At 34.1% G+C, this 9176-nt stretch carries 10 protein-coding genes; 3 read left to right on the forward strand and 7 right to left on the reverse strand.

The features are described from left to right. Positions 1-126: 126 nt before the first annotated feature. On the reverse strand, positions 127-228 hold the full coding sequence (locus ACXQH5_RS03805) for a hypothetical protein (protein WP_031845073.1): 102 nt from the start codon (positions 226-228) through the stop codon (positions 127-129). Between the two features lie 57 nt (positions 229-285). On the opposite strand from ACXQH5_RS03805, the gene hypR reads away from it, so the two are divergent. Together hypR and merA are read left to right on the forward strand one after the other, a co-directional pair. Continuing rightward, positions 286-726 (forward strand): redox-sensitive transcriptional regulator HypR, encoded by a 441-nt coding sequence (hypR, locus tag ACXQH5_RS03810; protein ID WP_001047236.1) that lies wholly within the window; start codon positions 286-288, stop codon positions 724-726. After that, positions 713-2035: a hypothiocyanous acid reductase MerA gene (gene merA, locus ACXQH5_RS03815; RefSeq protein WP_000860593.1), complete on the forward strand. Its 1323-nt coding sequence runs from the start codon at positions 713-715 to the stop codon at positions 2033-2035. Before hypR ends, merA begins: the two co-directional genes overlap by 14 nt. 51 nt (positions 2036-2086) lie before the next feature. On the opposite strand, the gene ACXQH5_RS03820 is transcribed toward merA, so the two are convergent. The 6 genes from ACXQH5_RS03820 to pta all read right to left on the reverse strand — a co-directional run bounded on the left by ACXQH5_RS03820 (position 2087) and on the right by pta (position 8014). Continuing rightward, a complete protein-coding gene (locus ACXQH5_RS03820) occupies positions 2087-2428 on the reverse strand; it encodes a YuzB family protein (protein ID WP_000798967.1) in 342 nt (113 codons plus the stop codon). 176 nt (positions 2429-2604) lie between these two features. Continuing rightward, positions 2605-3681 carry a phosphomevalonate kinase gene (locus ACXQH5_RS03825; protein WP_000616885.1) on the reverse strand — a complete coding sequence of 359 codons (1077 nt, stop codon included), beginning with the start codon at positions 3679-3681 and terminating at the stop codon, positions 2605-2607. Positions 3682-3693: 12 nt separating this feature from the next. After that, positions 3694-4677: a diphosphomevalonate decarboxylase gene (mvaD, locus tag ACXQH5_RS03830; protein WP_000597332.1), complete on the reverse strand. Its 984-nt coding sequence runs from the start codon at positions 4675-4677 to the stop codon at positions 3694-3696. Between the two features lie 4 nt (positions 4678-4681). Beyond that, on the reverse strand, positions 4682-5602 hold the full coding sequence (mvk, locus tag ACXQH5_RS03835; RefSeq protein WP_000197034.1) for a mevalonate kinase: 921 nt from the start codon (positions 5600-5602) through the stop codon (positions 4682-4684). Positions 5603-6188: 586 nt separating this feature from the next. Further along, the gene (locus ACXQH5_RS03840) at positions 6189-7025 is read right to left on the reverse strand and encodes a lipoate--protein ligase family protein (RefSeq protein WP_000362356.1); all 837 of its coding nucleotides are present in this window, start codon (positions 7023-7025) and stop codon (positions 6189-6191) included. Between the two features lie 2 nt (positions 7026-7027). Then, positions 7028-8014 carry a phosphate acetyltransferase gene (gene pta, locus ACXQH5_RS03845; protein WP_000774287.1) on the reverse strand — a complete coding sequence of 329 codons (987 nt, stop codon included), beginning with the start codon at positions 8012-8014 and terminating at the stop codon, positions 7028-7030. A 167-nt stretch (positions 8015-8181) separates the two neighbouring features. Between pta and hemQ the strand changes: the two genes are divergently transcribed. Beyond that, entirely contained in the window at positions 8182-8934 is a 753-nt protein-coding gene (hemQ, locus tag ACXQH5_RS03850; RefSeq protein ID WP_000075712.1) for a hydrogen peroxide-dependent heme synthase, read from the forward strand. The last annotated feature ends 242 nt before the right edge of the window (positions 8935-9176 follow it).

Raw genomic sequence — 9176 nt, forward strand, 5'->3', positions numbered from 1 at the left:
GAAATATCAAAACGTCTCTAAAATACGAACAAGTTTACAAAATCATACAACATCATCATTCAAAATTTTATTGCCCTTATTTTCAATATTCATTTCATATCTATCAGTTCATACATAATTAAAATTTCAATTGTGCAATCTCACCGTTAATGCAACAACTTTCAAATAATAACTCATCACAATAAACACACCTAATTCAACACTTTTCAAACATAAGTATTGACACATTGAGCAAAATGATTTTTAATTGTAACTAATACAGTTACAATTACGAGGTGAGAAACATTGAATTTAGAATTTAACATTGCCGTGCATGTATTAGCTTTTTTAACTAAGCATCATTCAGAAAAATTCAATAGTAGTTCATTAGCAGAATTAACTTGTTTAAATCCTGTTCAATTACGACGCGTGACGACTCAACTTGTCGATTTAAAAATGATTGACACAATACGAGGTAAAGATGGCGGTTATTTAGCAAATGCTCGTAGCGCTGATGTCTCTTTAGCAACATTATATAAACATTTTGTCTTAGAGAAAGAACATCACACACGACTATTTACTGGCGACGAAGGCAGTCACTGTCAAATTGCTCGTAATATTGCAACTACCATGTCACATTATCAACAAGACGAACAGAATATCATTATTAATTTTTATAAAGAAAAAACAATCAAAGATGTCATTGAAGACATTCAAAAGGAGGATTTATGTCATGAAAACATATGATTTAATTGTAATAGGATTTGGGAAAGCTGGCAAAACTTTAGCGAAATACGCTGCATCAACAGGTCAACACGTCGCAGTTATCGAACAATCTTCGAAAATGTATGGAGGCACTTGTATCAATATAGGATGTATACCTTCGAAAACACTTGTACATGATGGATTAGAAGGCAAATCCTTTGAAGCAAGTTATAACCGTAAAAACGATGTTGTCAATGCGCTAAACAATAAAAATTACCACTTATTAGCAGACGATAACAACATTGATGTACTGGATTTTAAAGCGCAGTTTAAATCTAATACTGAAGTGAATTTATTAGATCAGCATGGCGATATCGTCGATAGTATTACTGCACCTCATATCATTATTAATACCGGTGCTACCTCTGTCATTCCTAACATAAAAGGCCTTGATCAAGCTAAACATGTCTTCGATTCAACAGGTTTATTAAACATTAACTATCAACCTAAGCACCTCGTTATTGTAGGTGGCGGTTATATCGCCTTAGAATTTGCTTCAATGTTTGCGAATTTAGGTAGTAAGGTAACAGTATTAGAACGTGGTGAATCATTTATGCCACGCGAAGATCAAGATGTCGTTGCGCATGCTATTACTGACTTAGAAAATAAAGGCATTGCATTGTATACAAATGTTGAAACGACTGAATTGTCATCTGACGATCATCATACAACAGTCCATACTAACGTTGGTAACTTTGAGGCTGATGCAGTACTTTTGGCTATCGGACGCAAACCGAATACGGATTTAGCTTTAGAAAATACTGATATCGAATTAGGCGACAAAGGCGAAATTAAAGTCAATGCTCATCTTCAAACAACTGTGCCGCATATTTATGCTGCAGGTGATGTTAAAGGCGGACTTCAATTTACGTATATATCTTTAGATGATTATCGAATTATCAAATCAGCGTTATATGGTAATCAGTCACGTACGACTGACAATAGAGGCAGCGTACCTTATACAGTATTTATAGATCCACCATTATCACGTGTTGGATTAACTAGTAAAGAAGCTGCCGTTCAACATTATGATTACACTGAACATCAACTTTTAGTAAGTGCTATACCTCGTCACAAAATTAACAATGATCCAAGAGGTTTATTTAAAGTAGTCATTAATAATGAAAATAATATGATTTTAGGTGCTACATTATATGGTAAGCAATCTGAAGAATTAATTAATATAATTAAAATTGCGATTGATCAAAACATTCCATATACCGTATTACGAGATAATATTTATACGCATCCTACGATGGCCGAATCATTTAATGATTTATTTAATTTCTAGACAAAACAGAAAAACCTGGTGGCACGCATTGAATGATGCTGCCATCAGGCTTTATTGTTGTGCTTTTCGCTTTTCTAATTTTTCTTTAAGCTTTCTATCTTGTTCTTCTTTACGACGTTTACGTTCTTCATGTCGTTTTCTTAAACGCTCTTCTTCTTCAGGATCACGTGGTTTCTTTAATTGTTGAGAAACTTTTTCGATTAATTCTTCTTCAGTAAGCGCAGCCAGTGGGCGGTTATTAACAAAAGTGAATGTTTTTCGGCGTCCAGGTCCACAATAAGATTGACAACCTATCACGATTTCAGCATCGGGATCTAATTTTTCCAACTTCTTTTGTAACGTTCTAATATTGACTGCCTGACATTCATCACAAATAAGGAATGTATTTTTCATATTGCTACCCACCTTTCTTTATCATATCTATATCGTCGATTTCATTAATTTTTTCGTTAACTCTATCTATTTTACTCTTTTTAATATTTTTTTCAAGATACGTAACACGGCTGGCAATAAAAAATGGAGCATTTATCTTCTAATTAAATTAGATGATTGCTCCCCTATCAAATCATTTATTGCCCATGATAAATATTAAATTTTAATGGTTTAATACCATGTTTTGTCCATTCATCATAAATTTTTTCTTTATCTACATCTTTATTGATAATTGTAATACCACAGTCTCCACCACCAGCGCCTGATGTTTTAGATGCGCCGTGATACTTTTCAGCAATATCACACAAATATTTTAGCTTTTCCGTTTCTATATCAACTGTAGCTTCTTTATCCATACGTTGAATAATTGTACGATTCTGACGCACCATCTTTTGCACACCTTTAATGTTATTTGTTTTAAAAGCATGAATAAGTTTTTCAACACAACGATGTGAATCTTCTAAGAAGTCACCGTAAAATGAAGGATCTGATTTCAAACGTTTCACTTCGCTAACAAAGTGTGGTGATGACGCCGGTGAGCCAGTCCAACCGATAAGTACTTCCATATTTTCAGGTGCTTGTAATGGTTCGATGTGCAATCCAGGCCAGTTTTTGATTAAAACTTCTTCAACCGTAGTATCTTCAATTTGATGCTTGACCCATTCATGATCAAAAGTACTATACGCTAACCATCCACTATATACACTCACAGCAATATCTCCGCATGAACTTAAACTTTGTAACTTCATATTTGCAATCACTGCTAGTTTATAAATATATAAATTAGATAACTTCATATCATAAAATTCATTTAATACTTTTATAACTGACACAAGTACTGCTGCACTTGAACCTAATCCATATTTATGACCATTTGAATCATCTAAATTACTGTCAATAGTCAGATGAAAATGCTTCATCGCTATATCGCAACTTTTCGCGTATTGTTCAAATATTTCAATAGCTGTGACCACATAATTTAATTGCTTTGCTGCATGTGGATCTGAAATGACAATACTATCTTCATCTCTACTAAATGTAACTGGGTTATGATGTAATGCTTTTGAATGAATGGTACCTTTATATTGGTCTGCTTCTTCAATAGTAGCAGTTACAAAACGATCTAACGCAATAAGTACAGATTTATATCCTGGTTCTGTTACAGCATATTCTCCAGCAATATAAAGTTTTCCGGGTGCTTTGACCTGAATCATTTTATCTCTTCCTTACTCAATTATTTCAATTCCTGTGGCAATAATGTCACTATCAATAATTTGGTTATTATCAAACTGTGTTAATAATTTATCTATAATCTGTTGCTTGTTTTTCTTTTCTACAAGTATTTTCACATTAGGACCCGCATCCATCGTAAAATAGCACGGATACCCCGCTTCTCGGCATTCGTGAACGAGCGCCATTACATCATAACTTTCTTGCACAAGATATGTGAACGGCGGTGTTGATCCTAAATTCGTGGCATGCATACGCAAACCATTTTCTTCAATTACTTCACCAAGGCGTTTAAAATCTTTGTCTTGAATCGCTGCTTTTGCTTCAGCTAAATCTTCATCAATATGATCTAACCAATATTGATAAAACCTTGATGTGTTTCGTGTCAATGACATACCATATCGACTAGGTACCTTTTTAGAATGTTGATTAATCACAACAAATATCATGGCAAGGTCATCTTCAAAATGATTCGATTCAAGTGGAACGGCATATGACGTCTCATCACTATACCCTTTTTCCCATTCTGCAAATCCACCATAAATACTACGTGACGCAGAACCCGAACCAATTCGCGCCAATCTCGATAAATCCTTATCTGACAGCTGCAAGTCTAGTGCTTGATTACAAGCTGCTGCTAAAGCTGCATATGCGCTTGCTGATGAAGCCAACCCTGCTGCTGTTGGTACAAAATTGTCGCTTTCAATTTCTGCATACCAATCGATGCCAGCTCTATTTCTGACAATATCCATATATTTTGAAATTTTCTCTAATTCTTTGCCACTAACCTTTTCACCATTCAACCAAAATTGATCCTGTGTTAACTGGTCGTTAAAAGTGACTTTCGTTTCAGTGTAAAATTTTTCTAATGTAACAGATATGCTATTATTCATTGGAATGATTAGTGCTTCATCTTTTTTACCCCAATATTTTATAAGTGCAATATTCGTATGTGCACGTGCTTTGCCACTTTTAATCAACGCATTAACCTCCTAAATTCTCAATCCAAGTATGTGCTGCACCAGCTTTTTCTACAGCTTTTACAATATTTTTCGCTGTTGGTAAATCTTTGGCAAGCAATAACATACTGCCGCCACGACCAGCACCAGTAAGTTTTCCAGCAATCGCACCATTTTCTTTACCAATTTTCATTAATTGTTCTATTTTATCATGACTAACTGTCAACGCCTTTAAATCCGCATGACATTCATTAAAAATATCCGCTAAGGCTTCAAAGTTATGATGTTCAATCACATCACTCGCACGTAAAACTAACTTACCGATATGTTTTACATGTGACATGTACTGAGGGTCCTCACAAAGTTTATGAACATCTTCTACTGCTTGTCTTGTTGAACCTTTCACACCAGTATCTATAACAACCATATAGCCGTCTAAACTTAACGTTTTCAACGTTTCAGCATGACCTTTTTGGAACCAAACTGGTTTGCCTGATACAATCGTTTGCGTATCAATACCACTTGGTTTACCATGTGCAATTTGCTCTGCCCAATTAGCCTTTTCAATGAGTTCTTCTTTCGTTAATGATTTTCCTAAAAAATCATAACTTGCACGAACAAAAGCAACCGCGACAGCTGCACTCGATCCTAATCCACGTGATGGTGGTAAATTCGTTTGGATCGTTACTGCTAGCGGCTCTGTAATATTATTTAATTCTACAAAACGGTTCACCAAAGACTTAAGATGGTCAGGCGCATCATATAACATACCATCGTAAACATCGCTTTTAATAGACGAATAGTTCCCGCTCTCTAAGGCTTCTATTAAAACTTTGATTTTACCTGCGTTAAACGGTACTGCAATAGCAGGCTCTCCAAATGTAACAGCATGTTCTCCTATTAAAATAATCTTACCTGTCGATTCCCCATATCCTTTTCTTGTCATGTCAATATCACCTTTTATATTTATCCTATACTTGATTCATTATTTTTATTTATTAGTAAAAGACATCATATTCTAAGTTGCATACGCATTCGCGTTAAATTTCATTGCAGTCTTTATCTCACATTATTCATATTATGTATAATCTTTAATTTGAATTAATATTTGACTTAACTTGATTAGTATAAAACTAACTTTCGTTTACTTCAAAGTTTAAATCTTATCGAGTGATATTTCAGATTCTTTATCTTTTTATAAAATAGCCCTACAATTTATAATTTTCCACCCTACCTATAATACTACAAATAATAATTGGAATATATAGATTTACTACTAAAGTATTAGAACATTTTAATGGAAGGTTCGTTCTTTCATAGTCATACGCATCATATATACCCTATTCTCAATCTATTTAATACGTAAAACATGAAATTTTCTTATTAAATTTATTATTTCAATCATATCATTACTTTTAATTTAATGATGTTCAATTTAAATATTAGGTCAATAACATATTTATGCTATTTATGGATACTTTCAAAAATAACAGCCCCAAACGATAACTTGAAAGGGGCTGTTAAATATTTAACTATTGCATTTGGTCTATCATTTTCTTGTTTCTTTCAATCATTTTATCAAAATACGTATCGTATCTTTGCCATTCTTCTTGAGTAATGGGCGTCATATTTAATACACCGCCAAGATCTTTGATTGCATATAATAGTAAAAACATTACATCTTGAACAGTAATCGTTTTGTTAAGCAATGTCTCTAATGAGGCCATACAAGATGGTTCAATTTCAGGATATTTAAATTTAGTCACTTCACCTTTTAAAGCATGTTCATAAAATGTTTGCATCATCAATGCACGTTCTGAACCAGAGCCTTCAACACAAAGATAAATTTGTACAGCAATACCGCCTCTAACTCTTCGTTGCGATATGCCTGCAAATTTCTTACCATCGATACTTAAGTCAAATTTTCCTGGGCAATAAGAATGTTCAATTTCCATCGTATCAATATCAACATTCTCATCTTCGAACATTTTGCTAATTAAGAGGTACATCACAGTAAACGCTTCATCAATCGTTGTTTCTGTTTGTCCTTTGAACATCAGCGATATATTTAATACACCTTGATCTAGAACGACACCTAAGCCACCAGAATTTCTAACAATGGCATTATAACCAATCTCATTCGTTAAATAATCAATGCCATCTTTTAAAAACGGCAATCTTGAATCATGAATACCAAGAATAACAGTATGTTGATGAATCCAAGTACGCACAACATTATCTGATATATCTTTGCCCACACTTTCGCAAAATGTATCATCGAATGCGAAAGATTGCATAGGCTCTAATCCAGAAGAATGGTCGATATATCGCCAGTTGACGCCATTAAAATATTTACTCGCTAAATCCATCGTTATTGTAAGGCTTGCGCTGCTGTAATAATTGAAAGATTGTATACATCTTCAATTGAGCAGCCACGTGATAAGTCATTTACTGGAGAATTTAAACCTTGTAATACTGGACCAACTGCATCATATCCACCTAAACGTTGTGCAATTTTGTAACCAATATTACCAGCTTCTAAACTTGGGAATACAAAGACATTTGCATCACCTTGTAATTTAGCACCTGGCGCTTTTTTCTCAGCAACACCTGGTACAATCGCAGCATCAAATTGGAATTCGCCATCAATGATTGCTTCTAATTTTTCTTCTTCAGCTTTTTGTTGTGCTAATTTGACAGCTTCTTGAACTTTTGTCACGTCGTCTGATTTAGCAGACCCTTTTGTTGAAAAGCTTAACATTGCAACTTTTGGATCCATGCCAAAGCTTAATGCTGATTTTGCACTTTCTACTGCAATTTCTGCAAGTCCTTGTGAATCAAGTTCTGGATTGATTGCACAATCACCAAAGATGTATTGTTCATCACCTTTAATCATAAAGAAGATACCTGATGTTCTTGATACACCTGGTTTCGTTTTGATGATTTGTAAAGCTGGACGCACAGTGTCGCCTGTTGAATGTGCTGCACCACTAACTAGACCATCTGCTTTACCAGCATAAACAAGCATTGTACCGAAGTAGTTCACATTGTTTAATAATTCTTGTGCTTGTTCTTCAGTCGCTTTCCCTTTACGTCGTTCAACAAATGATTGAACTAATTCAGCTTTCAATTCACTTGTCGCAGGATTAATTAATTCAATATTAGAAATATCAAGATTAAGTTTTTGCGCTAAAGATTGAACCTTAGTCTCATCACCTAACACGATTGGTGTAACATAATCTGTTGCTTGTAATTGTGTTGCAGCTGTTAGAACACGCTCGTCCTCTCCTTCAGGTAATACGATTTTAACGTTTTTACCAGAAAGTTTGTCTTTTAATACATTTAATAAATCAGCCATAATGTCCTCCTGTAATATAAATCTTATTAATCATTCACGGTATAATTATACGCCATTTTATTTCATAATGCCACGTCACCAATTTGTAATCATAATTTTATCGTTACCCCTTTGCTTTATGATAAAATTTATAAAGAACTGATGATTTTTGAAAAGGAGCGATAAACATGAGTCAAGCAGCCGAAACATTAGATGGTTGGTATAGTCTACATTTATTTTATGCAGTTGATTGGGCATCATTACGTCTAGTTCCAAAGGACGAACGCGATGCACTTGTCACTGAATTTCAATCATTTTTAGAAAATACAGCAACTGTAAGATCATCAAAATCTGGTGATCAAGCTATTTATAATATAACTGGTCAAAAAGCAGATTTGTTATTATGGTTCTTACGTCCTGAAATGAAGTCTTTAAATCATATTGAAAATGAATTTAACAAATTGCGCATTGCTGACTTCTTAATCCCTACATATTCATATGTATCAGTCATTGAATTGAGCAATTATTTAGCTGGTAAATCTGATGAAGATCCTTATGAGAACCCTCATATCAAAGCAAGATTATACCCAGAATTACCACATTCTGATTATATTTGTTTCTATCCAATGAACAAACGTCGTAATGAAACTTATAACTGGTACATGTTAACTATGGAAGAACGCCAAAAATTAATGTATGACCATGGTATGATTGGTAGAAAATATGCTGGCAAAATCAAACAATTTATTACTGGTTCTGTAGGGTTTGATGATTTCGAATGGGGCGTAACATTGTTCTCAGATGACGTATTACAATTCAAAAAAATTGTATACGAAATGCGCTTTGATGAAACAACAGCACGATACGGTGAATTCGGTAGTTTCTTTGTAGGACATATTATTAACACAAACGAATTCGATCAATTCTTTGCGATTTCTTAATACATTGTTACGTTTATAAATTAATAAAAAATTCCAAGCTTATCGGTTTAAGCTTGGAATTTTTCGTTTATCTTCAGTATATTCCCGTATACATAAGACGTGATTTGGTAAATAGTTGAAATCTGTATGTTTAAACTTATATATATGTGCTAATGTATTATCAATAATCAAAACCACCCGTGTGAACGGGTGGTTTGTTCTGCGGCTATAAGCCTTCCTTACTGGCCAGCCCTAAAAGGGCA

Source organism: Staphylococcus sp. SA22 (genome assembly GCF_054165785.1).

Excerpts from the sequence above, each read along its gene's own strand:
- hemQ (WP_000075712.1), top strand. The coding sequence starts at position 8,182 with ATGAGTCAAGCAGCCGAAACATTAGATGGTTGGTATAGTCTACATTTA.
- ACXQH5_RS03805 (WP_031845073.1), bottom strand. The coding sequence starts at position 228 with ATGTGTCAATACTTATGTTTGAAAAGTGTTGAATTAGGTGTGTTTATT.
- mvk (WP_000197034.1), bottom strand. The coding sequence starts at position 5,602 with ATGACAAGAAAAGGATATGGGGAATCGACAGGTAAGATTATTTTAATA.
- ACXQH5_RS03840 (WP_000362356.1), bottom strand. The coding sequence starts at position 7,025 with ATGGATTTAGCGAGTAAATATTTTAATGGCGTCAACTGGCGATATATC.
- ACXQH5_RS03820 (WP_000798967.1), bottom strand. The coding sequence starts at position 2,428 with ATGAAAAATACATTCCTTATTTGTGATGAATGTCAGGCAGTCAATATT.
- merA (WP_000860593.1), top strand. The coding sequence starts at position 713 with ATGAAAACATATGATTTAATTGTAATAGGATTTGGGAAAGCTGGCAAA.
- pta (WP_000774287.1), bottom strand. The coding sequence starts at position 8,014 with ATGGCTGATTTATTAAATGTATTAAAAGACAAACTTTCTGGTAAAAAC.
- ACXQH5_RS03825 (WP_000616885.1), bottom strand. The coding sequence starts at position 3,681 with ATGATTCAGGTCAAAGCACCCGGAAAACTTTATATTGCTGGAGAATAT.